This window comes from Roseibium sp. RP-7, from assembly GCF_053005225.1.
Window position 1 is genome coordinate 1,417,596 of sequence record NZ_JBRKQA010000002.1, and the last position, 26,600, is coordinate 1,444,195.

Sequence of the window (26,600 nt, forward strand, 5' to 3'; positions counted from 1 at the left end):
GAGGACACCATGCGTTCCATGCTGAAAACGTCCGTAGCGGCATTTGCCATGTTGGCAGCCGTGATGGGCGCAGCTTCTGCTGACGGCCTGACAGGCAATCTGAAAATCTTTCTCGACACATCGAACCCGGCGCCGCGTGCGACCATGGAAGAGATGATCGCTCAGTTCCAGGAGAAGAACCCGGAGCTGAACATCGAGACGACGGTGATTGACCGGGAAGCCTACAAGACCCAGATCCGCAACTTCCTGACGGCAAATGCGCCGGACGTTGCCACCTGGTACGCGGCCAACCGCATGCGGCCTTACGTGGAGGCCGGCCTTTTCGAGGATGTGTCCGACCTTTGGGCGGAACCGGCAATTGCCGACAACCTCGCCTCTACCAAGGGTGCGATGACCATCGACGGCAAGCAGTGGGGCGTGCCCTACACCTACTATCAGTGGGGTGTTTACTACCGCAAAGACATCTTCGACGAGCTTGGCCTGTCCGAACCCACTACCTGGGAAGAAGAAAAGGCGAACTGCCAGAAGATCATCGATGCCGGCAAGAAGTGCTACACGATCGGCACCAAGTTCCTCTGGACCGCAGGTGGCTGGTTCGACTACCTGAACATGCGCACCAACGGCTTCGACTTCCACATGGACCTGCTCACAGGCAAGGCGTCCTGGAAGTCCGACGAAGTCCGCAAGACCTTCGCCAACTGGCGCGAGCTCATCGACATGGGCGCCTTCATCGACAACCATCAGACCTACTCCTGGCAGGAAGCTCTGCCGTTCATGGTCAAGGGCGATGCAGCCGCTTACCTGATGGGCAACTTCGCCGTGGCACCGCTGCGCGAAGCCGGTCTTTCCGATGACCAGATCGATTTCTACCAGTTCGTGGAAATCACGCCGGGCATCGCCAAGGCGGAAGACGCGCCGACCGATACCTTCCACATTCCGGCCAATGCCGAGAACAAGGAAAACGCGCGCGAATTCCTGAAGTTCGCGGTCTCGCCGGACGTCCAGACCTGGATAAACGACGGCAAGCACCTCGGCCAGCTCCCGGTGAACGCCAAGTCGTCCGTGGACCAGGACAAGTTCCTGGAACAGGGCTTTGAGATGCTGTCCACGAACTCCCCGGGCGGCGTTGCCCAGTTCTTCGACCGCGATGCCCCGGCTGAAATGGCAAAGGTTGCCATGGAAGGCCTGCAGGAATTCATGGTCAAGCCGGACAACCTGGACAAGATCCTGGACCGTTTGGACCGCGCCCAACAGCGTATCTACAAATAAGGTCTGCCTTCGCATGACCGGACAGGGGGCAACCGCTCCCTGTCCTCTTTTCCGGTATACGCCGACGACTCACGAAGAGTTCCGAAAATGGCCCAAGCATCCGTCGCCGAGACCCGCCAGAGTTCCTGGTGGTATCGCAACCAGCAGCAGTTGACACCCTGGCTGTTCCTGGCTCCCGGGATCCTGTTCTTCCTGTTCTATGTGATCTTTCCGATTTTCCAGTCGTTCAACCTGTCGCTCTACGAGTGGGACGGTTTGGGCCAGGCGGAATATGTCGGGCTCTACAATTACGAGGAACTCTACTGGGATGACGCGTTCTACACCTCGCTGAAGAACAACGTCATCTGGCTGCTGCTCTATCTGCTTGCCATTCCGGCCGGTCTGTTCATCGCGCTGTTCCTGAACCAGACCGTCACCGGCATCCGGCTGTACAAATCCCTGTTCTTCTTTCCCTTCGTGATTTCCCAGGTCGTCGTCGGCCTGGTGTTCACCTGGTTCTACGACCCGACATTCGGCATCCTCAACGTTCTGCTCGGCGCGGTCGGCCTGCCGCCGCTCAACGTGCTGGGGGACGAGAACTGGGTCACCGTGGGCATCATCGTCGCGGGCCTCTGGCCCCAGACGGCCTATTGCATGATCCTCTATCTCACCGGCCTCAACGCGGTTGATCCGGAGCAGATCGAGGCCGGACGCCTCGACGGCGCCAAGGGCTGGCGCATGCTCTGGTACATCATCGTGCCGCAGCTTCGCCCGGCCACCTTCATCGCCTTCGTCGTCACCATCATCGGCGCTTTGCGCTCTTTCGACCTGATTTCGGTCATGACCAACGGCGGGCCCTTCGGCGCCAGCCGGGTGCTCAGCTTCTACATGTTCGAGGTCGCACTCTCCGAATACGGCTTCCGCATGGGCTACGGCGCTGCCATTGCCGTGGTGCTGTTCCTGATCATGCTGGCCTTCATCGCCTACTTCCTCTGGTCGATGTACAAAGAAGAAAAGGCGCGCTGACATGTTCCCGACACCGATCGAACGCACGTCCCGCCCCTGGCAGATCACCTATCAGACGCTGCTTCCGCTGGCGCTGATCCTGTGGCTGCTGCCGCTGATCGCGGTCGCCATCTTTTCGGTCAAGCCGGATTCGGATTTTGCCAACGCCAACTACTGGGGCTGGCCGTCATCCTTCGAAGGCTTCACCAACTACGCGCTGGTCTTCACCGGCTCGGACATGCCGCAGTATTTGCTGAACTCGTTCAAGATCACCATTCCAACGGTGATTGGCGCGGTTGGCCTCTCGTGCATGACCGGCTTCGCCCTCGGCATCTACAAGTTCAAGGCCAATATCTGGCTCTTCTTCATGTTCGTGGCGGGCAACTTCGTGCCATTCCAGATCCTGATGGTACCGGTGCGCGACCTGACCCTGCAGATGGGCCTCTACAACACCATCACCGGCCTGGTTCTGTTCCACATCGCCTTCCAGACCGGCTTCTGCACACTCTTCATGCGCAACTTCATCCGTGCCCTGCCGTTTGAGCTGATAGAGGCCGCGCGCGTTGAGGGCGTCTCCGAATGGCGGATCTTCTGGTACGTGGTGCTACCGCTGATGAAGCCGGCCATCGCCGCGCTGTCGGTGCTGATCTTCACCTTTATCTGGAACGACTACTTCTGGGCCGTGGTGCTGACCCAGGGCGTTGAAAGCCAGCCTGTCACCGCCGGCATCACGTCCTTCAACGCGCAATATCGTGCTGCCTACCACCTGATGAGCGCCGGTTCCATCGTGGCCGCCCTGCCGCCTGTCGCCATGTTCTTCCTGATGCAGCGCCACTTTATTGCAGGCCTCACACTCGGAGCCGTGAAATGATCCGCAGCTGGCATCTTGGAGATGACAGACAGAGCCTGGTCCTGGCCAGCTTCGACGACCGATTGCCGGAAGCTGTCTACTGGGGGCCCGCCCTTCCCACTGGCGAAAACCTGGAGACGCTTTCGGCAGCCGCACTTGCCGACGTCACCGGTGGCATGGTCGACCGCAACGCCGGTCTGAGCCTGTGTCCGGAAGCCTCCGAAAGCTTCCCCGGGCAAACCGGCCTGACTGCAAGGAACGCATCCGGCGCGCCGCTCATGCCCAGTTTCCGGTTCGAAAGCGAAGCCGCTTCGGAGCATGGCCTGACGCTTGTCTTTGCCGACAACAGCCTTGATCTCAGCCTCGTCTTCGATCTCGTCCTGACACCGGAAACCTCCCTGTTAAAGCTTCAGACACGGCTGGAAAGCGCCGATGAGATCACGGTCGACTGGCTGGCGGCTCCGGTTCTGCCGGTCCCGGCTCACACTGGCGAGATGATCGAGTTTTCCGGCCGCTGGTGCGCGGAATTCCTGACCCGCCGCCTGCCGTTTGCGCCCGGTGCCCGTGTCCGCGACAACCGCACGGGCCGCACGGACCACGCCCATTTCCCGGGGCTTGTTGTCTGCAATGCCGGAACGTCCAACACGGCCGGTGAAGCTTTCGCGTTTCACTATGGCTGGTCCGGGGGCCACAAGATGGTTGCCGAGGAACTTGCCGATGGCCGTCGCCAGGTCCAGTTCGGCCACGCCACTGCCAGCCTTTCCAGCGGACGCCACTTCGTCACCGCACCGCTCTACGCCACCTATTCCGCCACCGGCTTCAACGGTGCCGCCGTTCGGTTCCAGCGCCATGTTCGCGACCATGTGGTTCAGGGAGCCCGCACTCCCCGCCCGGTCCACTACAATTGCTGGGAAGCGGTCTATTTCAAACACGACCTCGACGAACTCAAAGCCATCGCCTCCCAAGCGGCGGGCCTGGGCGCCGAGCGCTTTGTGCTGGACGACGGCTGGTTTGGCCGCCGGGATGACGACACCTCGTCTCTGGGAGACTGGGTGATCGACAAACGCAAGTACCCGGACGGCCTCACCCCGCTGATCGACCATATCAAGGCGCTCGGCATGGAGTTCGGCATCTGGTTCGAACCGGAAATGGTCAACGAGGACAGTGACCTCTGCCGCGCCCATCCCGACTGGGTGCTCGGTCACGCAGACCAGATCCGCGGGCGCCAGCAACTGGTGCTGGACGTGTCCAACCAGGAGGTTCGCGACTATCTTTATGCCCACATCGCCGATGTCCTGAAAAACAACGACATCAGTTACATCAAGTGGGACCACAACCGCATCCTGCCCGTGGTCGATGCCGAACAGGCCGAAGGCTTTTACGAGCTGGTCGACCGTCTGCGGTCCGATTTTCCGGCAGTGGAGATCGAGAGCTGCTCGTCCGGCGGCGGGCGGATCGACTTCGGCGTTCTGGAACGCACGCACCGGGTCTGGCTTTCGGACAGTAACGATGCGCTGGAACGCCAGCGTATTCAGCACGATGCCGCCCTGTTCCTGCCAGCCTCGGTAACAGGCTCTCACGTCGGGCCCCGTCACTGCCATACTTCCGGCCGGACGATGGACATTCGTCTGCGCGCCTGGACCGCGGCTCAACGCCACATGGGCTTCGAGATGGACCCGCGTGAGCTGACAGAAGCCGAAGCCGAAACGCTGCGCAATGTCACGAGCTGGTGGAAAGCCAATCGGAGCTGGATGATGCAAGCCGATATCCTGCGGCTCGACAGCGCCGATCCGGCCGTGATCGCAGAACAGCAGCTTGCCGGCGACGGCAGCCGGTTCGTTGCGTTTGCCGCGCTGACGCGACCAAGTGACCAGATCCTGCCGCGTCCGTTACGCTTGACCGGTCTGGACCCGCAAGGCAGATACAGGCTATCTCTCGTCAATCGGGACGAAGCGCCCCGGCTGTCCCGCGGTGCGCCTCTCCTGAAACATCAAGACCTTGAAGCCAGTGGACAATATCTGATGTCCCACGGGCTCACGCTCCCCTGGCGGTTCCCTGAAACCGTCTGGGTTGTGGAAGGCGAACGTCTTTGAGTAACGTTACTCAAAACGAACCGATTTCGGCTTAGGCCGCCAAAACAATTGAGGAAGTGCCATGTACGCAACATACCCGGATCTCGACAACGCATCGGTATTCATCACCGGTGGCGGCTCCGGCATTGGCGCGGCGCTGACGGAGGGCTTTCTGCGGCAGGGGGCGAAGGTCGCCTTTGTGCAGCGTTCCGACGCAGCGCCCTTCTGCGACGAGATGGAACAGAAATTCGGCCGCCGTCCGCTGTACCTGCCCTGTGACATCACAGACATGGCTGCCCTCAAGGCAGCCCTGGATCAGGCAGCAGAAGCCCATGGCCCGATCACGGTTCTGGTCAACAATGCCGCCAACGACAAACGCCACAAGACCGAAGAGGTTGACGAGGCGTTCTGGGACTGGTCCGTGGCGATCAACCTGAAAGCCTATTTCTTTGCCTGCCAGCATGTGGTTGCCGGCATGCGAGCGGCCGGCGGTGGCTCCATCGTCAACTTCTCGTCCATCTCCTACATGATGGGCAATGCGGGCTACCCGGTCTACACGACCGCGAATTCCGGCATCAACGGCATGACCCGCAGCCTCGCACGGGAATTCGGCCCGGAGAACATCCGCGTCAACGCAATTGCGCCCGGCTGGGTCCTGACCCAGAAGCAGAAGGACATGTGGGTAACGCCGGAAGGTCTGGCAGCGCACATCGACCGGCAGTGTCTCAAGGTTGAACTGCAGCCGGACGACATGGTTGACCCGGTGCTTTTCCTTGCCTCCAGAACCAGCAAGGCGATGACCGGACAGGCGCTGGTCGTGGATGGCGGCGTGGTGGTGACGGGATGAACACACATCCAAAAGCGTCCTGGATCGCGGCGGATTGGGGCACCACCAATCTGCGCATCTGGGCGCTTGACGAAGCCGGCGGCATCCTTGCCCATCGCAGCTCCGAAAAGGGCATGGGGCGACTGGAGAAACAGGATTTCGAACCCGCTCTGATCGAACTGATCGCTGACCTCCTGAAGGACGGTGAGGTCACACCTGTGATCGTCTGCGGCATGGCCGGGTCCCGGCAGGGTTGGGCCGAAGCTCCCTACATGACCGTACCCTGCGCGCCGCCGTCGATCCGGAACGCTACCCGGGTGGATGCAGCCGACCCGCGCCTTGACGTGCGCATCCTGCCGGGCATCAAGCAGCTCACCCCTCCCGATGTCATGCGCGGCGAGGAAACACAGATCGCGGGGTTCCTTGCGGATAATCAGAAATATACCGGCACCTTGTGCCTGCCTGGAACGCACACCAAATGGGTCGCTCTCCAGGACGGACGAATTGAGCGGTTCCGCACCTTCATGACAGGGGAGACCTTCGCGCTTCTGTCCAAACACTCCGTCCTGCGGCACGGCCTTTCCGCCGATGACCTCGACAGCACAGCCTTTGCCGAAGCGGCCGAACACAGTTTCAATGCGCCCGAAGCGCTGACTGCCGATCTCTTCGGCGTGCGCGCTGCAGGCCTTGTCGCGGACCTTGGCCCTGCACAGGCAAGCGGCAGATTATCGGGGCTTCTGATCGGAGCCGAACTGGCCGCTGTCAGCCGTGATTTCGACCTTGGTAACACGGCCCTGCTGGGCAGCGACAAGATCGCCGGTGCCTATCGCAGCGCCTTGACGCATCTCGGCCATGCCTCAAGGCAGCTCGATGCGGAAACCATCACCTTGAAGGGCCTGACCCTTGCCTATTCCTTCTACGAACCGGAGCATTCATGAGCCGTAACCTGATAGCCATCCTGCGCGGCCTGACCCCGGACGAGGCTCTGCCCGTTACCGAATGCCTGATTGCCGCCGGCATCACTCGTATCGAGGTTCCGCTCAACTCGCCGGACCCGCTTGTCAGCATTGCCGCCATGGCCAAGGCCTTTTCGTCGAACGCCGAGATCGGCGCAGGCACCGTACTGGCGCCCGAACAGGTGCGCGACGTCAAGAACGCCGGCGGCACGCTGATCGTATCGCCCGACTGCAATCCGGATGTCATCAAGACGACGAAAGCCGAAGGCATGTCTTCTTTTCCCGGTGTGATGACGCCAAGCGAGTGCTTCACGGCGCTGCGCAGCGGGGCAGATGGCCTCAAATTCTTTCCAGCCTCGCTCATCGGCCCGGACGGACTGAAGGCGATGCTGGCGGTATTACCGAAGGGCACTGCGACCTATGCCGTGGGCGGTGCCGGCCCGGACAATTTCGGGGACTGGATCAAGGCCGGGGCTGCCGGCTTCGGCATCGGAACGGCTCTGTTCAAACCCGGTTTCAGCGTTGCCGAAGTCAGCGACCGGGCCGAAAAAATCGTCGCCGCCTACGACGCGGCCGTTGCAGCATGCAGGTGATGTCATGAGCACAGTTTTCGACGAGCGCCAGTGCACCCTTGGCGAAGGCCCGTTGTGGCATCCCGAACGCCAGCAGCTGTTCTGGTTCGACATTCTCAACAAGCGCCTGCTCAGCCGTGACAACGGCACGGAAAAGACCTGGCAGTTCGATGAATATGTTTCTGCCGCAGGCTGGGTCAGCCGGACCGAACTCCTGATCGCCAGCTCTTCAAAGCTGTTCCTGTTCAATCTGGAAACGGAAGCCTCCGCAAAGATCTGCGATCTGGAGGCCGACAACGCAATCACGCGGTCCAACGACGGCAGGGCAGATCCCAAGGGAGGCTTCTGGATCGGCACCATGGGCTTTGGTGCCGAAAAGAACGCCGGATCGATCTACCGCTATTACAAGGGAGAGCTGCGCAAGCTGTTCTCCGACATCACCATTTCCAACGCGATCTGTTTTTCGCCGGACGGCAGGACAGCCTATTTCGCCGACACCGACACCCTGACCATTCAGAAGGTCGCCCTGGACGCCGAGGGCTGGCCAGCAGGTGCGCCGTCCCTGTTCGTCGATCTGTCCGCCGACGGGTTCAATCCGGATGGCGCCGTGGTCGATAGCGAAGGATTCCTGTGGAACGCCCATTGGGGGGCGAACCACGTTGCACGCTATACAGCGGACGGGAAATTTGCCGAGGCCGTTTCCATGCCTGCAAAACAGATTTCCTGCCCGGCATTCGGCGGGGCGGATCTGCAGACGCTCTTTGCCACATCCGCCGCCGAAGGTCTTACTGGCGAGCACGAAGGCAAGACCTATTTCGCGCAAGTGAAGGTTCGTGGACAGAGCGAGCACAGGGTGTTGCTCTAACAGGGCCGCCGTCCATCTCCCGGGCAAAGTGTTGGGAGCACCGGGACAAAATGCAAGTTCAGTGGACCTTTAAAGGGTTGTCAGGCCCCGCCTTTGCGGGAATGACACGGAACATGTGGCAACGCTTCACCATCCGGATGAGCGTTGCCGAACCATCAAGCAGTGAGCATCCATCATGAAACGCACTCTCGGCACCTGCTATTATCCGGAACACTGGCCGGAAGAAATCTGGGAAGCTGATGCCCGCCGGATGGCCGAGACCGGGCTGACATGGATCCGCATCGGTGAATTCGCCTGGTCGCGCCTCGAGCCCCGCCCCGGTGACTTGCACTTCGAGTGGCTGGACAGGGCCATCGAGACCTTGGGCCGTGCCGGGTTGAAGGTCGTTCTCGGCACACCGACCGCAACGCCGCCGCGCTGGGTTGTCGACAAGCATCCGGACATGGTCGCCGTCGATGCCAACGGCAATCCCCGCAAGTTTGGTTCCCGCCGCCACTACTGCTTTTCGCACGAGGGCTTTCGGCAGGAGAGCGACCGGATCGTGAAGCTTGTCGCCGAGCGCTACGGCAACAATCCGCATGTCGCCGCCTGGCAGACCGACAACGAATATGGCTGCCACGACACGATTCTCTCCTATTCGGATGCTGCGCGAAAAGCGTTCCGGATCTGGCTGAAGGGCCGCTACGGCTCCATCGAGGCGCTCAACCGCGCCTGGGGCAACGTGTTCTGGTCTATGGAGTATCTCTCCTTTGACGAGATCGACCTGCCGAACCTGACCGTAACCGAACCGAACCCCTCGCACACGCTTGCTTTCCGGCGGTTCTCCTCCGATCAGGTGGTTACCTTCAACAAGCGTCAGGTCGATATCATCCGGGCGCATTCCAGCGCACCGATCAGCCACAACTACATGGGCCGGGTAACGGACTTCGACCACTTCAAGGTCGGCGACGATCTCGAGATCGCGACATGGGACAGCTACCCGCTCGGTTTTCTGGAAGACCGTGTCGGCGCGAATGACGCCCATCAGCGAGCCTTCATGCGCCAGGGCGATCCGGACTTCCAGGCCTTCCACCACGATCTTTACCGGGCCGTTGGCAAGGGCCGCTGGTGGGTGATGGAACAACAGCCGGGACCGGTGAACTGGGCCCCCCACAATCCTGCTCCTCTGCCGGGCATGATGCGGCTTTGGGCCTGGGAGGCGTATGCCCATGGGGCCGAGGCCGTGTGCTATTTCCGTTGGCGACAGGCGCCTTTCGCGCAGGAACAGATGCATGCCGGCATGCTGCGCCCGGACAATGCCGATGCACCGGCACTGCTCGAAGCCCGCAAGGTCGCCGACGAATTGCGCGACGCGCCTGACGTCTCGGCCCCACAGGCACCTGTTGCACTGATCTTCGACTATGACGCGGATTTCGCCTGGACCACCCAGCCGCACGGCAAGGGGCTTTCCTATTTCCAGCTTGTTTTCGACACCTACAAGGCGCTGCGCAAGCTCGGGCTTTCGATTGATATCCTGCGCGGCGAAACCCGCGACTTTTCCGGCTACAAGATTATTGCCCTGCCTGGCCTGATCTACGTGCCGCAGGACCTGAAACAGGTGCTTGCCGAAACCGAAGCGCTGGTGGTGATGGGCCCACGCACAGCCGCCCGCAACGCCGACATGGTCATTCCCGTGCCATTGCCACCAGACATGCCCGGGCTTGACCTTGCGGTCTCACGGGTCGAAAGCCTGCGCCCAGATATGCCGATGCCGCTCAAGGGCGGCGGCGCCTTCACCGGCTACCGCGAGGAACTGGAAGGTGCTGGCGAAGTCATCCTGGAACTGGAAGACGGCCAACCCGCCGCCTACCGCCAGGAACATCTCGTCTATGTCGGCGGCTGGGGTGACGAAACCGTGCTGAAGCGCCTCTACACCATGCTGTGCGAAGAAGCCGGGATCGACACGCTCGACCTTGCCGGCGGCGCCCGCTGCCGTGTGACCGATGGCCTGAGGATCTGGACAAATTACGGCGCCGAGCCTGCCGACACACCTGCCGGTCGGATCGAAGCTGCAGGGGTGTTGTTCGAAAAGCTGTAAGGCAAAGTTGGTTCTACCCTGAGAGTGGTTAGATAACCGAACTCTTCCTCCTCCCCGTGATTGCAGGGCTTGTACCTGCAATCCATGCCGAAACAGCGCCGCAAAAAAGGGCCTGTCGAGCGGGAACGAAACGGCATGGATGCCATGGTAGCCATGGCATGGCGAAGATATTGGACGATCTACAGGTTATCTTTACGGCTGTGCCGTCAGGCCGCCTTGCCTTTCGTCAGCTCGGTGATGATGGCCGAGAAATTGTCGACGCCCTGTGCGCCTGATACCAGGTGCTGACGCTCGAAGATGACAGCCGGAACGCCGTGAATGCCGTTGCCGGTCCAGAAGGCTTCTTCCGCACGAACGGTTTCGGCAAAGCGGCCGTCTTCCAGAACGGCAAGGGCTTCAGCCCGGTTGAGACCAATGCTTTCGGCCACATCCGCCAGAACCTGATTGTCATTGAGGTCCTTCCGGTCGCCGAAATAGGCCTGGAACAGCGCCATCTTCAACTGGTGTTCCTTGCGGCTCTCACCGGCCCAATGGATCAGCTGGTGCGCCTTGAAGGTGTTCACCATGCGCATGTCATCCGTGAAATTGAACTCGAAACCAAGGCTAGCGCCAAGGTCCGTCAGCCGGTCCCGCGCTGCCTGGGATTGCTCCGCGCTGGAGCCGTATTTGCGCATGATGTGTTCGCGCAGGTTCTCTCCCTCGGCAGCCATATCCTGATTGAGTTCAAAAGGATGCCATTTGATGGCGGCCGTAACGCCGGTCCTTGCGATCGCCTGTTCGAGCTGCTTGAAGCCGACGATGCACCACGGGCAGACGACATCGGAAACAATGTCGATCTGCAACACATCATCGAGGCCGGTTGTGTCGGTGTCTTGCGAAGTCATGATTGGTTCCTGTTCCGGCGCTGTCAGCCATTTGTCTGGCCGGCGCCATTGTCTGTCTTGCCCCGCATATAGGAGCCGCTGCCAGCCGGGAAAAGGCAGTGGTTACCACGGGGAAACCTCATTCTTTCGTCGGAACGCTGCTTTCCGCCTCCCGTCAGAGCGTCGCATCGCCCTTTGGGGGAGGTGTCCAGCCACGCTCCGATCCTTCAGGGCGATCACCACCCCTGTCGACTTGCATGATTTCGAACAGGGTTTCGGAATGCGCCCGCATGGCATCGATATAGGAAGTGTCGACGCCACCGTCGTTGAAATTCTCGCGAAGGTCATCGAGCATCGCAATGTCGTGATGACGGAATTCCCTCGCCTTGGTGCGCGCCCGGAACGGATGGTACCCCAGCTCGGTCAAGGCCTGGCGCCCAAGCGCCAAGGCCCCTTCGAAGACCTCTCGCTCGGCACAATGAGCACCGGCATTTTCCAGTTCGTAGACGTGATGCCGGTCGCGGGCACGGGCGAGGATCCGGACATTCGGATAGGTCTTGGCAACGTGTTCCACCAGTTCCGTCTGCTTGTCGCGATCATCTAGCGCGGCAACGAAGAGGTCGGCATCGTCCAGCCCGGCACCGTGCAGAAGGTCTGGCCGGGTCGCATCCCCATAGAAGGTTCGAATGCCTATCCTGCGCAGATTTTCGATCGTCTGCGGGTCATGATCGAGAATGATCACGTCATAACCACTGGTCAGCAGCAGTCGCGAGACGATCTGGCCGAACCGGCCCATGCCCGCGACAACAACCCGGCCGCGCCTGTCGATGACATCCGGTTCCCGATCCGCTTTCGCCAGAGCCCGTGGAGCGACGATTTTTTCGTAGAAGATGAACAACGCGGGTGTCAGCAGCATGGAAATCGCCACCACCAGGGTCATGGTCTTGATCAGCGATGGTTCCAGCACCCCGCTGCCCGAGGCAAATCCGAACAACACGAAAGCGAATTCCCCTGCCTGTGCCAGCCCGAGCGCGAACAGCCACCGATCTGGCCCGGTGAGGCGAAAGAGGGCTGCAAGCAGGAACAGCACCAGAAACTTGACTGCCATCAAGCCGAGCGCGAGTCCAAGGATCGATAAAGGGGCACCGAACAGCAGGTCGAAATCGATCCCCGCCCCGACCGTCAGGAAGAACAGGCCAAGCAACAGGCCCTTGAAGGGTTCGATATCGCTTTCCAGCTCATGACGATAGTCGCTGTCGGACAGGACAACCCCGGCAAGGAAGGTTCCGAGGGCCGGCGACAGACCGACAAAATCCATGACCAGGGCGATGCCGATTACGAGCAGCAGCGCGGTTGCCGTGAAGATTTCCCGCAGGCGTGCTTCGGCTATGAACCGGAAGACAGGCCGCAGCAGATGACGCCCTGCCAGGATGATGGCGGCAATAACAGCCAGAATGACAAGAGCCTGTGCCCAGCCCGGCAAGGCCGCCAGAGCTTCACCACCATGACCGGCACTCTCGCCATGCCCATCCGCGGCTCCTTCCCCGCCATGGCCACTGATGGCAAGCAATGGAAGAAGCGCCAGCATTGGAATGACCGCGATATCCTGGGTCAGCAACACCGAGAAGGAACTCTGCCCACCTTGCGTTTTCAGCCAGCCCTTCTCGTTGAGGGTCTGCAAGACGATGGCGGTGGAGGAAAGCGACAGGATCATGCCGAGCGCCAAAGCGCTCTGCCAGTGAAGACCGAACGCCAGACCGGCCGCGGCAAAGACGAGCGCTGTCCCGACAACCTGCAGGCCGCCAAGCCCGACAAGCTGCTGGCGCATTTTCCAGAGCATGGTGGGCTGCAGTTCCAGCCCGACCAGGAACAGCATCATCACCACGCCGAATTCTGCAAAATGCTGCACGTCGGCCGCTTCCGACCCGACGATGCCGATGACCGGCCCGATCACCACACCGGCGATCAGATAACCGAGCACGGAGCCAAGGCCGAGCCGGTTGGCAATCGGCACCGCGATGACGGCCGCGCACAGATAGACGAAGGCTTCGCTGAGCAGCGCCATCAAACCGTCTCCCCTGCCAGCAGGAACGCATCCAGGTCATCCGGCAGCACCGGCGCTGCGGCCGCCTTTGCAAGATCCAGCTGATCGCGGACCAAAGCATTCAGAAGCTTTCCATAGGCATGGCGGTGGGCCTCAAAGCGGTTTTCCTCCAGTGCCCGCCCGGCCCCGAACAGCGCAAAGGGCGCAAGGTAGCGCATGCCGCACAGATCCGCCGTTTTTTCGAATGGGCCCAGCAAGCTGCGCAACTCGGCATGGTTCATGCCCGTCTGCGAATAGGCATCCGGTTTGGCACCGGTCGTGACCGCGTTCAGAAACACCTTGCCATGCAATGCCTTGCCGGCATGACCATAGGCAAAGCCATGTTCCAGCACTAGATCCTGCCACTCTTTCATGATGGCGGGCGCCGAATACCAGTAAAGCGGATGCTGGAAGACAACCACGTCATGAGCCCGCAGGCGGTCCTGTTCCCGGTCGATATCGATGCTGAAATCCGGATAGTCCGCATAAAGATCAACGGTGGTGATCTCCTTGATCGACCGCGCGGTTTCAAACAGCGGCAGGTTCACCTCCGACCTGTGCGGTCGTGGGTGGGCAAAGAAAACGATTACCTTGGCCAAGAGGATCTCCCGGATCTGAGTAAGCCCGCAGAGCCGGCAAGGCCTGCCGGGCACGGCGGACCAACGGTCTGTATTCTCAAGAGTTTATAGGGATCATCCGCAACAGATAAAGGGCGCGAACAGGAACCGGCCTGTTCGCGCCCATTGAACAATAAAGTGAGCGATAGACAGTGGGATGCTGTCGGCGTCAGTCCGCCCTGGCAACCCGTACCCGGGAGCCCGTCTCTCCGGCCTCGGCAATCGCATGAATGACCGCCTCGAAATGGAGCGCCTCCCGGAAGGACGGCACGGCATTGCGCCCTTCGGAAATCGCCTTCAGGAACTCATGAACCTCTATCACCTTCAGATCGTTGAACCCGAGCTGATGGCCGGCGGCCGGAACGAATTGCCCGTACGGGGGATGAGCTGGCCCGCTGAGCAACGTCTTGAAACCCTGTTCGGCAAGCTCACCCCGGTTCTGATAGAGACGGAGTTCGTTCATGCGCTCCTGATCAAAGGTGATCATGCCTTCCGTTCCATGCACCTCGAAGCCGATGTAGCTCTTGCGGCCCCAGGCACTGCGCGAGGTCGAGACAACACCATGGACACCGTTTTCGAAGGTCAGCAGCGCAGATGCGATGTCTTCGTTTTCAACCGGACGCCGCTCGCTTGAGCCATTGCCCATGGGCCGTGTTTCATGAACCGTCCTTGTCTCCGCGACCAGGCTTTCGACCGGTCCGACGAGCGCGGTTGCGAGCGAAATCAGATGGCAGCCAAGATCGCCGAGCGTGCCGAGGCCGGCATCGGCCTTGGTTGCCCGCCAGGTCCAGGCGAGGTTCGGATCAGCCTGGTAGTCTTCATCGACCATTCCGCGAAAATGCACGATCCGGCCGATGGCGCCATCCGCGATGAGTTTGCGGGCATGCGAAATCGCCGGATTATGCAGGTAGTTGTAGCCGACGATGGTCTTCGCACCTGTTCTTTCGGCAACAGCCAGCATCTGTCTGGCGTCCTCCAGACTGAGCGCCATCGGTTTTTCCAGATGCACATGCTTGCCGGCCTCGAGCGCGGCAAGCGCCATTTCCTTGTGCACCTTGTTGGGTGTGGTGATGCAGACGATACCGACCTTCGGATCCGCAATCAGATCTTTCCAGTCGCTCGTTGCCCTTGCAAAGCCGAACTGGTCGGCAAAGGCTTCTGCCTTTTCTGCAGGAACATCGCACAGAACTTCCAGGCGTGTCGCCGGCACATCGCCGAACACCGCTTTCACCGAACCATAGGCAAGCGCATGGCACTTTCCCATGAAACCGGTGCCGATCAATCCGATACCGAGACTTGTCATGTAATCCGATCCTCCCGGAGGTGACGAAGCGGACCGTTCCGCCCTTTAACCTCATCCTGAGGAAGCGCCTTGGCGCTGTCTCGAAGGATGGGCTGCTTGCTCATGAGTGTGCCGCCCATCCTTCGAGACGGACCAGACGGTCCTCCTCAGGATGAGGTCATAGTGGTTCTGACGCTCAGACTTCGTCCATGCCGACGGCGCGGCGTTCGGCGATGGACTTGAGGGCAGCTTCCGCCAGGGCGAGCGCCTTCAATCCGTCCTCGCCACTCGGTGACGGCGCAGTACCGGTTTCAATAGCCTCGACGAAAGCGGTGATTTCAGCCGCATAGGCTTCCGTGTAGCGGGTCATGAAGAAATCATGTAACGGCGGACGGGTGTATCCGGCTTCGGTTGCCACTTCGATAGATACCGGACGCTGGTTTTCCGCACTCACCACACCCTTGGAGCCATGCACTTCGATGCGCTGGTCGTAGCCATAGGTTGCCCGGCGGGAATTGGAGATGGAGCATTGCTTGCCGGACGCCGTCGTCAGCACCACCATCGCGCTGTCGTAATCGCCGAGCTTGCCGATTTCCGGATCGACCAGAACCGACGCGGTCGCGTAGACGGTCGTGACTTCATCGCCGAGTAGGAACCGGGCCATGTCGAAATCATGGATGGTCATGTCACGGAAGATGCCGCCGGACGACGTGATGTAGGATGGCGGCGGTGCACCCGGATCGCGCGAGGTGATCTGCACCATTTCCACGTCGCCGATCCGCCCTTCGTCAATGGCTGCGCGCACGGCGCGGAAATGCGGATCGAAACGGCGGTTGAACCCCAGCATCAAGGTTGCGCCAAGGTCTTCTACCGTCTTCAGGCAGGCTTTCACCCGGTCTAGCGACAGATCGACCGGCTTTTCGCAGAAGATCGCCTTGCCTGCGCGTGCAAACTTTTCGATCAGATCGGCATGGGTGTCGGTCGGCGTGCAGATGATCACCGCGTCGACATCCCCGGCGGCAGCGATCTCTTCGATCGTGCTGACACGGGCGCCATAGGCGGCTGCAAGCGTTTCGGCGGCTTCCGGGAAGGCGTCCGCAACAGCGACGAGCGTCGCACCGGCGGCCGCGCCAACGGCCTTTGCGTGCACTTTACCGATACGTCCAGCCCCAAGCAGGGCGACATTGACGGCCATGATACTTCCTCCCGGATGACATGTGGCAGAGCGGTTTGAACCAGCGCTTGCCAATTTAGAATAAAAATTCCAAAATCATTTTCGACGGAATGTGTCAAGCCGGAAAAGAAGAAGACAATGAATGACGCCTCGCCCGATCCAGAAAATGAACCCAATCTCGCCTCCGCCGAAATCCTTGCGCCGCCGCAGTCGATCGATGCGTTTTTTGCCCGGCTCGGCAGCACCGCCGAAAGACTGCCCAAGCGCCTGAAACAATTCGCAAACTACATCGCCGCCAACCCAGACAAGGTGGCGGTTTCCACGGTTGCCGAACTTGCCGAAGGCGCCGACGTTCAGCCGTCCGCCGTGATGCGTTTCTGCCAGGAAATGGGCTTTTCCGGTTTTTCGCAAATGCAGAAACTGTTCCGCTCGGACTATTCCCAGAAATGGCCGGACTACGCCACCCGCCTCGCCAAACTGCGCGAGCACGGCACCGAGTCCCCTTCTGCGCTCCTGGCCGAATTCGTCGAGGTTGGCCGTTCTTCGCTGGAAAACCTGCTGACAACCGTCGACCCGACCGCGCTTCAACAGGCAGTCGATGTGCTGGCCCGTGCCGAGACGATTCACATGATCGGCTTCCGCAGGGCCTTCCCGGTCACGTCGTATCTTGCCTATGCCTTCGAAAAGATGGACGTGCCGGCGGTTCTCCATTCAGGCATCGCCAACATCAACATGGAACACCTGATCCGACCGAACGACGCGGTCATCGCGGTGACCTTCGCCCCGTACACGGAAATGACCATCGACATGGCCACCAAGGCCCGTGCCAGCGGCGCTGACATTGTCGCGATTACGGATGTCGTGACCAGCCCGCTCGCACGCCTGAAAGCAATCCAGCTACTGGTCTCGGAACTGGACGTAGGCGCGTTCCGGGCGCTGTCCGCAAGTCTCTCCCTGGCCATTGCCCTGGCCGTTTCCGTGGGGGCCCAACGGAACAGGCTGTGATCTTTCTGGAAAAAATCTGTTGCGCTTCGATAAAAATGGAATTTATATTCCAAATGCGGCAACGGCGATCCCGAGCCGCCACAGACTTCTGATGACGCGGGTGGGATTGTTCGAGGCCCGCGGACCACGTTCTGGGAGGAACACCATGAAGAAGACACTTATTGCAATGGCGGCTGCCGCCGTTGCCTTTACCGGCCTTGCCGCTCCGGCCTCCGCTGATGGCGAACGTTTCGTTCTGGTCAGCCATGCACCGGACAGCGACAGCTGGTGGAACACGATCAAGAACGCCATCACCGTTGCCGGTGGCCAGATGGGCGTTGAAGTGGAATACCGCAACCCGCCGACAGGCGATCTTGCCGACATGGCTCGCATCATCGAACAGGCTGCTGCGTCCAACCCGAACGGCATCATCGCGACGATCGCCGACTACGACGTTCTGAGCGGCCCGCTGTCCAACGCGGTTGCCAAGGGCATTCCGGTCATCACCATCAACTCCGGCACTGAAGAGCAGTCCAAGAAAATCGGCGCTCTGATGCATGTCGGCCAGCCGGAATACGATGCCGGCAAGGGTGCAGGTGAAAAGGCCAAGGCGGCCGGCGTCACCAGCTTCCTTTGTGTGAACCACTACATCACCAACCCGGCTTCGGTTGAACGTTGCCAGGGCTATGCTGATGCACTGGGCGTCGAACTGGGCGGCCAGATGATCGACAGCGGCCAGGACCCGGCTGAAATCAAGTCCAAGGTCATGGCCTACCTGCAGGGCAACCCGGACACCAATGGCGTCCTGACCCTCGGCCCGACCTCTGCGCATCCGACGCTGGCTGCGCTGGAAGACATGGGCAAGTCCGGCACCATCCACTTCGGCACCTTCGACCTTTCCGGTGAAATCGCTGAAGCCATCAAGGGTGACGTGATTGCCTTTGCCATCGACCAGCAGCCTTACCTGCAGGGCTACCTGCCGGTCGTCATCCTGACGAACCTGGCTCGTTACGGCGTGGTTCCGGGCAACTCAATCAACTCCGGCCCGGGTTTCGTGACCAAGGGCAACATTGCCCTGGTGGAAAAATACGCCGGCGAATACCGCTAAGCTGAAGGGCCGCCAGGCGCGGCCCTGTGGAGAGGCGGCCTTCCGCCTCTCCCCTGCAACTGACACGCTCGCGCACCCCGAAGGGTAAGCGCTGAATTCCAGAACACTGTTCTGCGGCCGGGCCGCATACTGGACGCGGCCGGCCACCCCGGCACGCAGGAGGAGACCTATGGCTGAGACACAATCGGCAGCCGCCCCTCGGAAAGACGAGCGCATCCGCGAAATGTCGCCTATGCGCAAGGCCCTGATCCGCCCGGAGCTGGGCGCGATCTGCGGCACTATTCTCGTATTCATGTTCTTCCTCGGCATCGCCAGCGACAGCGGCATGTTTGCCCCGGAAGGCATCATCAACTGGGGCACAGTCTCTGCCCAGTTCGCCATCATCGCCGTCGGCGCCTGCCTTTTGATGATCGCCGGAGAGTTCGACCTCTCCGTCGGTTCGATGATCGGCTTTTCCGGCGTCATCATCGCGCTGTTCACTGTTCAGTGGGGGTTCCCCGCATGGTTCGGTATCCTGGTCGCATTTGCCATGGCGCTGGCCATTGGCGGGCTCAACGGATACCTGGTCATCAAGACCGGCCTGCCCTCCTTCATCGTCACCCTCGCCTTTCTCTACATTCTGCGCGGTCTGACGATCTTCATTTCCATCGCCACCACCCGCAAGACCATTATCGGCGGCGTGCGTGAAGCGGCGGAAGGTGATCCGATCGCATGGCTTTTCGGCGGCAAGGTCTTTTCCGGCCTCTTTGTCTGGCTGGCCGATCTCGGCATTGTCGGCAAGTTCGTTGCCGGTCCGAAAGCAGGACTGCCGGTGGTCGAAGGCATTCCGATGCTGATGATCTGGGCAATCATCCTGATCGTGTTCGGCCATATCCTGCTCACCCGTACCCGCTTCGGCAACTGGATCTTCGCCGCCGGCGGCGACGCCCAGGCAGCGCGCTATGTCGGCGTACCCGTGAACCGGGTCAAGATCCTGATGTTCATGTTCTCCGCCTTCTGCGCCACTATTTTCGCCACCTGTCAGGTGATGGAATTCGGCTCGGCCGCAGCCGACCGCGGCCTCCTGAAGGAATTCGAAGCCATCATTTCCGTAGTGATCGGCGGCGCACTTCTCACCGGCGGCTACGGTTCGGTGGTAGGGGCGGCGCTTGGCGCACTGATCTTCGGCGTTGTTCAGCAAGGCCTCTTCTTCGCCGGGGTCGAAAGTTCGCTCTTCCGGGTTTTCCTCGGCGTTATCCTGCTGCTCGCCGTGATCCTCAACACCTACATCCGCCGCATGATCACGGGGGAACGCTAAGATGTCCGACAACCTCATCGAACTCGTCGATATCGAAAAACACTTCGGCCCGGTAATCGCCCTCAATGGTGTCTCCGTTTCCGTGAAGGCCGGCGAATGCCACTGCCTTCTGGGCGACAACGGCGCGGGCAAGTCCACCTTCATCAAGACCATGTCCGGCGTCCACAAGCCGACCAAGGGCAAGATCCTGATGGAAGGCAAGGAAGTCAGCTTCAACAGCCCGCGGGACGCCATGGAAGCCGGCATCGCGACCGTCTACCAGGACCTGGCGATGATCCCGCTGATGTCGGTGACCCGGAACTTCTGGATGGGCCGCGAACCGCAAAGGCGCTTCGGCCCGTTCAAGTTCTTCGATTTTTCCGAAGCCAACGAAGTCACCATGACCGAGATGGCCAAGATGGGCATTCATCTGCGCTCGCCGGACCAGGCGGTCGGCACATTGTCGGGCGGTGAACGCCAGACGGTCGCCATCTCGCGCGCAGTCTTCTTCGGGGCCAAGGTGTTGATCCTCGACGAACCGACATCTGCCCTGGGTGTGCGCCAGACCTCCAACGTGCTGGCGACGATCGACAAGGTCCGCCAAAAAGGCATCGGTGTTGTCTTCATCACCCACAACGTGCGCCATGCCATGGCCGTGGGCGACAGGTTCACGGTGCTCAACCGCGGCAAGACGCTTGGCACCGCAGAGCGCGGAGACATAAAAGCGGAAGAACTTCAGGACCTGATGGCCGGTGGCCAGGAACTGGCGGAACTGGAAGGTTCCCTCGGCGGCACCATCTGACGGGCTGAATCAAAAACGGAATGTGCACGTGAAGAAACTCGATGTCATCACGATAGGCCGCTCGTCGGTCGACCTCTACGGAGCCCAGGCTGGCGGCCGTCTGGAGGACATGGCGTCCTTCAACAAGTATATCGGCGGCTCGCCCACCAATATGGCCTGCGGCACGGCTCGGCTCGGCTTGAAATCCGCGCTGATCACCCGTGTCGGTGACGAACACATGGGCCGTTTCATCCGCGAGGAACTGGAACGGCACGGTGTCGACACACAAGGCGTGATCACCGACAAGGAGCGGCTCACCGCGCTTGTGCTGCTTGGCATCCGCGACCAGGAACAGTTCCCGCTGATTTTCTACCGCGAGAACTGCGCCGATATGGCTCTTGGCGAAGATGACATCGATCCCGCGTTCATTGCCTCGGCCAAGGCCGTGGTCGCCACGGGCACGCACCTCAGCCATCCGCAGACGGAAGCTGCCGTTCTGAAGGCACTGAGGCTTGCCCGCGAAAACGGCAGCCGTACCGCGCTCGACATCGACTACCGCCCCAACCTCTGGGGTCTGTCAGGGCACGGCGACGGCGAGAACCGCTTCATTGCCTCCGACAAGGTGACGGCCAAGCTGCAATCGAGCCTGCATCTGTTCGACCTGATCGTGGGCACGGAAGAAGAATTCCACATTGCCGGTGGAACCACGGACACGGTCGAGGCACTGCGCAACGTGCGCAAGGTATCGGGTGCGACGCTTGTCTGCAAGCGCGGGCCGATGGGGGCAACCGCCTTCGAAGGCGCGATCCCCGACAGCCTCGACGACGGCATTTCCGGTCCCGGCTTCCCGATTGAGGTGTTCAACGTTCTGGGGGCCGGCGACGGCTTCATGTCCGGTCTGCTGAAAGGCTGGATCACCGGCGAGGACTGGGTCACGGCCCTGACCTACGCCAACGCATGCGGCGCGTTTGCCGTCTCCCGGCACGGCTGCACACCGGCCTATCCGAGCTGGGAAGAGCTGCAGTTCTTCCTGAAACGGGGCGTGAAGGACAAGACCCTGCGCAAGGACCCGGAACTGGAACAGATCCACTGGTCCACAAATCGGCACCGGCTGCACGGCGGCAACTGGTCGACCATGCGTGTCTTCGCCTTCGACCACCGTATTCAGCTCGAACAGATGGCCGATACGGCCAACGCCGGTCACGAGCGGATCGGATCGTTCAAGAAACTCTGCCTCGACGCGGCCCTTTCGGTCGCGGACGGCCAGCCGGGCTATGGCATTCTGTGCGACAGCCGACACGGCCGCGAGGCGCTTTATCGGGCCGCCGGAACCGGGCTTTGGATCGGTCATCCGGTGGAGTGGCCTACCTCCCGGCCACTGACACTGGAACCGGAAATCGGTCCGGATTTCGGCGGCCTGGCCGAATGGCCGACGGAGCATGTGGTCAAGGTGCTGTGCTTCTATCATCCGCATGACACCGACGCGATGAAGGCCGAGCAGGAAGATGTCCTGAAGCGGCTGTTTGCCGCCTGCCGCCGCAACCGGCTTGAAATGCTTCTGGAGATCATCCCCTCCAAGGTTGGTCCGGTTGATGCCGACACCACGGCAGATATCATCCGCCGTTTCTACGAGATCGGCGTCTATCCGGACTGGTGGAAGCTGGAACCCATGACCTCGGCAGAAGCATGGGCGAAGGCTTGTGACGCGATTTCCGAAAACGACCCTCACACTCGCGGCATCGTGGTGCTCGGTCTTGATGCCCCGGAAGAGGAACTGGCCGCGAGTTTTGCCGAAGCGGCCCGCTTCCCGCTGGTCAAGGGCTTTGCGGTCGGCCGCACAATTTTTGCCGAAGCAGCCCGCAAATGGCTGGCAGGTGAATTGACAGACGAAGCTGCCGTCGCCGACATGGTGAGCCGCTTCGCCCGCCTGTGCAGCATCTGGGACACGGCGCGCGCAGAAGCCGGAACCGAGGCACACGTCAACGAACTCCAGGGAATTTCCGCATGAGCACGATCCGTCTCACCGCCGCCCAGGCCATGGTGCGGTATATCTCCGCGCAGATGACCGAGGACGGCGAGCGTTTCATCGACGGCATCTGGGCGATCTTCGGCCATGGCAATGTTGCCGGTCTGGGCGAGGCGCTGGAGCAGGCCGGCAACGCGCTGCCGACATGGCGCGGCCAGAACGAACAGACCATGGCCCACACGGCCATCGCCTATGCCAAGGCCAAGAAGCGCACACGGGCAATGGCCGTCACCTCGTCCATCGGCCCCGGCGCCACCAACATGGTGACCGCCGCAGCCCTTGCCCATGTCAACCGCCTTCCCGTTCTGCTGATCCCCGGCGATGTCTTTGCCAATCGGGCACCCGACCCGGTGCTGCAGCAGGTGGAGGATTTCGACGACGGCACGGTTTCGGCCAATGACTGCTTCCGTCCGGTATCGCGCTACTTCGACCGCATCAGCCGCCCGGAACACCTGCTGACGGCCCTGCCGCGCGCCTTCCGCGTGATGACCGACCCGGTCAATTGCGGGCCGGTGACCCTGGCGTTCTGCCAGGACACGCAGGCAGAAGCCTTTGATTATCCGGCAAGCTTCTTCGAGCCGAAGGTCTGGCGCATCCGTCGCCCGGAACCCGACAGCCGGGACATCGCCGATGTTGTCGCCCTCATCAAATCCGCAAAGAACCCGGTTCTGGTCTGCGGCGGCGGCGTTATCTATTCGCAGGCTGAAGAAACTCTTGGCGCGTTTGCGACAAAGCACGGCATTCCGGTGATCGAGACCCAGGCGGGCAAGTCGGCGCTGGCGCAATCTCATCCGATGAACTTCGGCACTGCCGGGGTCGACGGCTCGGCCTGCGCCAACGAGATTGCCGAAAGCGCGGACCTCGTTATCGGCATCGGCACCCGCTTCCAGGACTTCACCACCGGCTCCTGGGCGCTCTTCAAGGCTCCGGGCCGCAAGCTCGTCTCCATCAACGTCCAGGGCTACGACGCCCTGAAGCATGGCGCCGTCGGTGTCATCGGCGATGCCAAGGTGTCTCTGGAGAAGATCTCAGCGGCCCTTGGCTCAGAGACAAAATCGGCTTTCAATCCGCAGTCCCGTCTTGACTGGCTGGCGAAGGTCGATGCCCACTGCAGTGCGCGGACCGATGGGCCTGAAGGCTACCTGCCGCTCGATGCTGAAGTCATCGGCGCGGTTCAGCGGACATCTTCGGAAAAGACCATCGCAATGTGCGCGGCTGGCACCATGCCGGGCGCCCTGAAGCTTCTGTGGCAGGCGCCGCAGGGTGGCTATCACATGGAATACGGCTATTCCTGCATGGGCTACGAGATTGCCGGTGCCATGGGCATCAAGCTGGCGCAGCCGGAACGGGATGTCGTCTGCTTCGTCGGTGACGGCTCCTACATGATGGCCAACTCGGAACTTGCGACTGCCGTCATGAGACGGGTGCCGTTCACGGTCGTACTCACCGACAACCGGGGCTACGGCTGCATCAACCGGCTGCAGATGGGCACCGGTGGCAACCAGTTCAACAACCTCTACAAGGACTGCAATGTCGAGGCGCAGCCGGACATCGACTTCGTCGCCCACTCGGCCGCCATGGGCGCCCACGCGGTAAAGGCGAAGGACATCGCCGATCTGGAAGCGCAGATCCTCGCCTCGAAGGACCGGGCCATCCCGACAGTAATCGTCATCGATACGGACCCGATGCACGGGCCGGGCGAGAACGGTGGCGGTCACTGGTGGGACGTCGCCGTGCCGGAGGTTTCTGAGCGGACCGAAGTCAACAAGGCCCGTGAGGGCTATGTCGACGCGCTGAAGCACCAGAACCTTGTGGATTGAGGGGGAGGCATCGCAACACACCGGCCTCCTCTCTCAAGACCTCATCCTGAGGAGGACCATCAGGTCCGTCTCGAAGGATGGGCGGCATATACCGAACAAGTGGCCCATCCTTCGAGACAGCACTGAAGTGCTTCCTCAGGATGAGGTTCGAAAGTTACGATCAACTCCAACGCTCCAATGCGTTACAGGACAACAGCCATGATCCTTTACGGCACCAACCCGATCGCCTGGGCCAATGATGACGACCAGACCCTTGGCGCGCATATTCCGACCGATCAGATCCTGTCGGAAGCTTCCGAAATCGGCTTCGACGGTATCGAGAACGGCCACCGCTGGCCCAACGACCCGGAAGAGCTGAAACAGCTTCTGGGCGGCCATGGGCTCAAGTTCATTTCCGGCTGGTACTCGCTCAACCTGCTTGCCCAGTCGGTCGAGGCCGAAAAGAAGGCCATTCAGCCGCATCTGGACAAGCTGAAGCACAATGGCTGCAAGGTCTGCATTACCTGCGAGACCTCCAACACCATTCAGGGCTCTCAGACCGACATCAACACCAGCCCGGTTCTGACCGCAGAAGAGATGAAAGCCTTCGGCGCCAAGATCGAGGAACTTGCCGCCTTCTGCGCAAGCCAGGGCATCGACCTTGTCTACCACCACCACATGGGCACTGTGGTCGAGACACCGGCGGAAATCGACGCCTTCATGGATGCCACCGGCCCGGCGACCAAGTTGCTGTTCGATGCCGGTCATTGCTATTTCGGCAGCAATGGTCAGGACCCGGCGCCGGTTCTGGAAAAACACGCTGCCCGCGTGAAGCATTTCCATGCCAAGAACGTTCGGCCTGCCGTGATGAACGAAATCCGCGAAAACAAGAAGTCCTTCATGGACGGCGTCCGTGCCGGAGTCTTCACCGTACCGGGTGACGGTGAAGGCGGCGTTGATTTCAAACCTCTTCTCCAGATCCTGAAGGACACCGGCTACGAAGGCTGGATCGTTATCGAGGCAGAGCAGGACCCGGAAGTCCGCAATCCGTTCCAGTATCAGAGCCTCGGCCTCAAGACCCTCAAGCAACTCGCAAAGGAAGTGGATTTGACATGAGCCATCTTCTCGTCAAACCGTCCGGCACCTCCGGCAAGGTGCACGACATCACGCCTGAAAGCGCCAGATGGGGCTATGTCGGCTTTGGCCTGTATCATCTGGAAGCGGGACAGTCGGCCTCGGAAGAAACCGGTGACAAGGAAGTCATCCTTGTCCTCGTGGAAGGCAAGGCGTCGATTTCCGCTGCAGATGAAAGCTTTGGTGAGCTGGGCGACCGGATGAGCGTTTTCGAGCGCAAGAAGCCGCATTGCGTCTATGTGCCCAACGGCAGCAGCTGGTCCGCAACGGCAACAACCGACTGCGTTCTGGCGGTCTGCACCGCCCCCGGCAAGGGCAACTACAAGGCCCGTGTGATCACGGACATCGGCCAGGTGGAACGTGGCAAGGGAGCGAACACCCGCTATATCCACCCGATTGCGATGGAAGAAAGCGATATTGCCGACAGCCTGCTGGTGACGGAAGTGTTCACACCCCAGGGCAACTGGTCATCCTACCCGCCGCACCGGCACGACGAAGACAATTTTCCGGACATGACCTATCTGGAAGAGACCTACTACCACCGCCTGAACCCGAAACAGGGTTTCGGGTTCCAGCGCGTTTTCACCGAGGACGGCGAGCTTGACGAGACGATGGCTGTTGCCGATGGCGACGTGGTGCTGGTTCCCAAGGGCCATCACCCCTGCGGCGCACCCTACGGCTACGAGATGTATTATCTGAATGTCATGGCCGGCCCGATGCGCAAGTGGCGCTTCCAGAACCATCCGGATCACGACTGGATCGCCCAACGGGACGCTGGATAGGCTCAAGCAGCTGAGACTGAGCAAGTGGCCCATCCTTCAAGACGGGCCTTTGCCCCTCCTCAGGATGAGGATCGTGAATGGTGAGGACAGGGAAAAGGCGCCAACGGCACCGTTCCTTTCCCCCTCATCCGTCATCCCGGACGCAGCGAAGCGAAGATCCGGGATCGGTGAGCCAAGGGTTATCGTCAAAAAAGGGCGCCAAAAGGCGCCCTTTTCGTTT

The 26,600-nt window shown here is 60.9% G+C and carries 22 protein-coding genes; 17 read left to right on the forward strand and 5 right to left on the reverse strand.

Going from position 1 to position 26,600, the window contains the following annotated elements; all coding sequences use genetic code 11:
• Nucleotides 1–9 precede the first annotated feature (9 nt).
• The 9 genes from ACVDG9_RS21180 (at nucleotide 10) to ACVDG9_RS21220 (ending at nucleotide 10,471) form a co-directional block, all read left to right on the forward strand.
• Nucleotides 10–1,269: an ABC transporter substrate-binding protein gene (locus ACVDG9_RS21180; RefSeq protein WP_152505586.1), complete on the forward strand. Its 1,260-nt coding sequence runs from the start codon at nucleotides 10–12 to the stop codon at nucleotides 1,267–1,269.
• A gap of 87 nt (nucleotides 1,270–1,356) precedes the next feature.
• Nucleotides 1,357–2,274 carry a carbohydrate ABC transporter permease gene (locus ACVDG9_RS21185; RefSeq protein WP_447238897.1) on the forward strand — a complete coding sequence of 306 codons (918 nt, stop codon included), beginning with the start codon at nucleotides 1,357–1,359 and terminating at the stop codon, nucleotides 2,272–2,274.
• 1 nt (nucleotide 2,275) lies between these two features.
• Nucleotides 2,276–3,124, forward strand: a complete 849-nt coding sequence (locus tag ACVDG9_RS21190) for a carbohydrate ABC transporter permease (RefSeq protein ID WP_023003019.1) — start codon at nucleotides 2,276–2,278, stop codon at nucleotides 3,122–3,124.
• Nucleotides 3,121–5,196: an alpha-galactosidase gene (locus ACVDG9_RS21195; protein ID WP_447238898.1), complete on the forward strand. Its 2,076-nt coding sequence runs from the start codon at nucleotides 3,121–3,123 to the stop codon at nucleotides 5,194–5,196. Before ACVDG9_RS21190 ends, ACVDG9_RS21195 begins: the two co-directional genes overlap by 4 nt.
• Before the next feature lie 61 nt (nucleotides 5,197–5,257).
• Nucleotides 5,258–6,022 carry an SDR family NAD(P)-dependent oxidoreductase gene (locus ACVDG9_RS21200; protein ID WP_447238899.1) on the forward strand — a complete coding sequence of 255 codons (765 nt, stop codon included), beginning with the start codon at nucleotides 5,258–5,260 and terminating at the stop codon, nucleotides 6,020–6,022.
• Nucleotides 6,019–6,939, forward strand: a complete 921-nt coding sequence (locus ACVDG9_RS21205) for a 2-dehydro-3-deoxygalactonokinase (RefSeq protein ID WP_075284226.1) — start codon at nucleotides 6,019–6,021, stop codon at nucleotides 6,937–6,939. The genes ACVDG9_RS21200 and ACVDG9_RS21205 overlap by 4 nt, the downstream gene beginning before the upstream one ends.
• Nucleotides 6,936–7,550: a 2-dehydro-3-deoxy-6-phosphogalactonate aldolase gene (locus ACVDG9_RS21210; protein WP_075284225.1), complete on the forward strand. Its 615-nt coding sequence runs from the start codon at nucleotides 6,936–6,938 to the stop codon at nucleotides 7,548–7,550. The genes ACVDG9_RS21205 and ACVDG9_RS21210 overlap by 4 nt, the downstream gene beginning before the upstream one ends.
• A 4-nt stretch (nucleotides 7,551–7,554) precedes the next feature.
• Nucleotides 7,555–8,394 carry an SMP-30/gluconolactonase/LRE family protein gene (locus ACVDG9_RS21215; protein WP_447238900.1) on the forward strand — a complete coding sequence of 280 codons (840 nt, stop codon included), beginning with the start codon at nucleotides 7,555–7,557 and terminating at the stop codon, nucleotides 8,392–8,394.
• Between the two features lie 175 nt (nucleotides 8,395–8,569).
• Complete coding sequence (locus tag ACVDG9_RS21220) at nucleotides 8,570–10,471, forward strand: beta-galactosidase (protein ID WP_447238901.1); 1,902 nt, start codon at nucleotides 8,570–8,572, stop codon at nucleotides 10,469–10,471.
• Nucleotides 10,472–10,677: 206 nt separating this feature from the next.
• Here the strand turns inward: ACVDG9_RS21220 and ACVDG9_RS21225 are convergent, their stop codons facing one another.
• From ACVDG9_RS21225 to iolG, 5 genes are all read right to left on the reverse strand, one after another.
• Nucleotides 10,678–11,355 (reverse strand): DsbA family oxidoreductase, encoded by a 678-nt coding sequence (locus tag ACVDG9_RS21225; RefSeq protein ID WP_447238902.1) that lies wholly within the window; start codon nucleotides 11,353–11,355, stop codon nucleotides 10,678–10,680.
• A 154-nt stretch (nucleotides 11,356–11,509) separates the two neighbouring features.
• Nucleotides 11,510–13,399, reverse strand: a complete 1,890-nt coding sequence (locus tag ACVDG9_RS21230; RefSeq protein WP_447238903.1) for a monovalent cation:proton antiporter-2 (CPA2) family protein — start codon at nucleotides 13,397–13,399, stop codon at nucleotides 11,510–11,512.
• A complete protein-coding gene (locus ACVDG9_RS21235; RefSeq protein WP_055656383.1) occupies nucleotides 13,399–14,016 on the reverse strand; it encodes an NAD(P)H-dependent oxidoreductase in 618 nt (205 codons plus the stop codon). The genes ACVDG9_RS21230 and ACVDG9_RS21235 overlap by 1 nt, the downstream gene beginning before the upstream one ends.
• Before the next feature lie 187 nt (nucleotides 14,017–14,203).
• On the reverse strand, nucleotides 14,204–15,337 hold the full coding sequence (locus ACVDG9_RS21240) for a Gfo/Idh/MocA family protein (RefSeq protein ID WP_447238904.1): 1,134 nt from the start codon (nucleotides 15,335–15,337) through the stop codon (nucleotides 14,204–14,206).
• 175 nt (nucleotides 15,338–15,512) lie between these two features.
• Complete coding sequence (gene iolG, locus ACVDG9_RS21245) at nucleotides 15,513–16,511, reverse strand: inositol 2-dehydrogenase (RefSeq protein ID WP_447238905.1); 999 nt, start codon at nucleotides 16,509–16,511, stop codon at nucleotides 15,513–15,515.
• A gap of 117 nt (nucleotides 16,512–16,628) precedes the next feature.
• On the opposite strand from iolG, the gene ACVDG9_RS21250 reads away from it, so the two are divergent.
• The 8 genes from ACVDG9_RS21250 to iolB all read left to right on the forward strand — a co-directional run bounded on the left by ACVDG9_RS21250 (nucleotide 16,629) and on the right by iolB (nucleotide 26,380).
• Nucleotides 16,629–17,495, forward strand: coding sequence for a MurR/RpiR family transcriptional regulator (locus ACVDG9_RS21250; RefSeq protein WP_447238906.1), 867 nt, complete (start codon nucleotides 16,629–16,631; stop codon nucleotides 17,493–17,495).
• A gap of 145 nt (nucleotides 17,496–17,640) precedes the next feature.
• Nucleotides 17,641–18,582 carry a sugar ABC transporter substrate-binding protein gene (locus ACVDG9_RS21255; protein WP_023003006.1) on the forward strand — a complete coding sequence of 314 codons (942 nt, stop codon included), beginning with the start codon at nucleotides 17,641–17,643 and terminating at the stop codon, nucleotides 18,580–18,582.
• Between the two features lie 169 nt (nucleotides 18,583–18,751).
• Nucleotides 18,752–19,879: an ABC transporter permease gene (locus ACVDG9_RS21260; RefSeq protein ID WP_031270286.1), complete on the forward strand. Its 1,128-nt coding sequence runs from the start codon at nucleotides 18,752–18,754 to the stop codon at nucleotides 19,877–19,879.
• A gap of 1 nt (nucleotide 19,880) precedes the next feature.
• A complete protein-coding gene (locus ACVDG9_RS21265) occupies nucleotides 19,881–20,660 on the forward strand; it encodes an ATP-binding cassette domain-containing protein (RefSeq protein WP_023003004.1) in 780 nt (259 codons plus the stop codon).
• 28 nt (nucleotides 20,661–20,688) lie between these two features.
• Nucleotides 20,689–22,647, forward strand: a complete 1,959-nt coding sequence (locus ACVDG9_RS21270; protein ID WP_447238907.1) for a bifunctional 5-dehydro-2-deoxygluconokinase/5-dehydro-2-deoxyphosphogluconate aldolase — start codon at nucleotides 20,689–20,691, stop codon at nucleotides 22,645–22,647.
• Nucleotides 22,644–24,485: a 3D-(3,5/4)-trihydroxycyclohexane-1,2-dione acylhydrolase (decyclizing) gene (gene iolD / locus ACVDG9_RS21275; protein ID WP_447238908.1), complete on the forward strand. Its 1,842-nt coding sequence runs from the start codon at nucleotides 22,644–22,646 to the stop codon at nucleotides 24,483–24,485. Before ACVDG9_RS21270 ends, iolD begins: the two co-directional genes overlap by 4 nt.
• 198 nt (nucleotides 24,486–24,683) lie before the next feature.
• A complete protein-coding gene (gene iolE, locus ACVDG9_RS21280; RefSeq protein WP_447238909.1) occupies nucleotides 24,684–25,580 on the forward strand; it encodes a myo-inosose-2 dehydratase in 897 nt (298 codons plus the stop codon).
• Entirely contained in the window at nucleotides 25,577–26,380 is an 804-nt protein-coding gene (gene iolB / locus ACVDG9_RS21285; protein WP_062487170.1) for a 5-deoxy-glucuronate isomerase, read from the forward strand. Before iolE ends, iolB begins: the two co-directional genes overlap by 4 nt.
• The last annotated feature ends 220 nt before the right edge of the window (nucleotides 26,381–26,600 follow it).

Excerpts from the sequence above, each read along its gene's own strand:
- ACVDG9_RS21180 (WP_152505586.1), top strand. The coding sequence starts at position 10 with ATGCGTTCCATGCTGAAAACGTCCGTAGCGGCATTTGCCATGTTGGCA.
- ACVDG9_RS21185 (WP_447238897.1), top strand. The coding sequence starts at position 1,357 with ATGGCCCAAGCATCCGTCGCCGAGACCCGCCAGAGTTCCTGGTGGTAT.
- ACVDG9_RS21190 (WP_023003019.1), top strand. The coding sequence starts at position 2,276 with ATGTTCCCGACACCGATCGAACGCACGTCCCGCCCCTGGCAGATCACC.
- ACVDG9_RS21195 (WP_447238898.1), top strand. The coding sequence starts at position 3,121 with ATGATCCGCAGCTGGCATCTTGGAGATGACAGACAGAGCCTGGTCCTG.
- ACVDG9_RS21200 (WP_447238899.1), top strand. The coding sequence starts at position 5,258 with ATGTACGCAACATACCCGGATCTCGACAACGCATCGGTATTCATCACC.
- ACVDG9_RS21205 (WP_075284226.1), top strand. The coding sequence starts at position 6,019 with ATGAACACACATCCAAAAGCGTCCTGGATCGCGGCGGATTGGGGCACC.
- ACVDG9_RS21210 (WP_075284225.1), top strand. The coding sequence starts at position 6,936 with ATGAGCCGTAACCTGATAGCCATCCTGCGCGGCCTGACCCCGGACGAG.
- ACVDG9_RS21215 (WP_447238900.1), top strand. The coding sequence starts at position 7,555 with ATGAGCACAGTTTTCGACGAGCGCCAGTGCACCCTTGGCGAAGGCCCG.
- ACVDG9_RS21220 (WP_447238901.1), top strand. The coding sequence starts at position 8,570 with ATGAAACGCACTCTCGGCACCTGCTATTATCCGGAACACTGGCCGGAA.
- ACVDG9_RS21225 (WP_447238902.1), bottom strand. The coding sequence starts at position 11,355 with ATGACTTCGCAAGACACCGACACAACCGGCCTCGATGATGTGTTGCAG.
- ACVDG9_RS21230 (WP_447238903.1), bottom strand. The coding sequence starts at position 13,399 with ATGGCGCTGCTCAGCGAAGCCTTCGTCTATCTGTGCGCGGCCGTCATC.
- ACVDG9_RS21240 (WP_447238904.1), bottom strand. The coding sequence starts at position 15,337 with ATGACAAGTCTCGGTATCGGATTGATCGGCACCGGTTTCATGGGAAAG.
- iolG (WP_447238905.1), bottom strand. The coding sequence starts at position 16,511 with ATGGCCGTCAATGTCGCCCTGCTTGGGGCTGGACGTATCGGTAAAGTG.
- ACVDG9_RS21250 (WP_447238906.1), top strand. The coding sequence starts at position 16,629 with ATGAATGACGCCTCGCCCGATCCAGAAAATGAACCCAATCTCGCCTCC.
- ACVDG9_RS21255 (WP_023003006.1), top strand. The coding sequence starts at position 17,641 with ATGAAGAAGACACTTATTGCAATGGCGGCTGCCGCCGTTGCCTTTACC.
- ACVDG9_RS21260 (WP_031270286.1), top strand. The coding sequence starts at position 18,752 with ATGGCTGAGACACAATCGGCAGCCGCCCCTCGGAAAGACGAGCGCATC.
- ACVDG9_RS21265 (WP_023003004.1), top strand. The coding sequence starts at position 19,881 with ATGTCCGACAACCTCATCGAACTCGTCGATATCGAAAAACACTTCGGC.
- iolD (WP_447238908.1), top strand. The coding sequence starts at position 22,644 with ATGAGCACGATCCGTCTCACCGCCGCCCAGGCCATGGTGCGGTATATC.
- iolE (WP_447238909.1), top strand. The coding sequence starts at position 24,684 with ATGATCCTTTACGGCACCAACCCGATCGCCTGGGCCAATGATGACGAC.
- iolB (WP_062487170.1), top strand. The coding sequence starts at position 25,577 with ATGAGCCATCTTCTCGTCAAACCGTCCGGCACCTCCGGCAAGGTGCAC.